Here is a 254-nt window from a genome sequence, read left to right on the forward strand (position 1 = left end):
CAGGAAGACAGCCTTGNTTCCAAGCGCCACGGTTATGTTCTGCACGAGGATGGAATGCGTCGCTCTGGACAGGCGGATGAAGGCAGGAATCTTTCGCAGGTCGTCATCCATTAGCGCGACGTCTGCCGTCTCGATCGCGGTGTCCGTTCCCATTGCGCCCATTGCGAAGCCAATATCGGCCCGCGCGAGCGCCGGCGCGTCATTGATGCCGTCACCGACCATGCCGACTGTCGCCCCGTCGGCCGCCAATGCAT

At 62.1% G+C, this 254-nt stretch carries 1 protein-coding gene; it reads right to left on the bottom strand.

Translation table 11 applies throughout. The annotated features are described in order from the left end of the window. On the bottom strand, window positions 1-254 hold a 254-nt coding region (locus tag AC1RPY_RS08060), incomplete at both ends, for an HAD-IC family P-type ATPase (protein ID WP_481763163.1).

The sequence above is a fragment of the Dellaglioa sp. CoH-56-MRSF-12 genome (genome assembly GCF_056782075.1).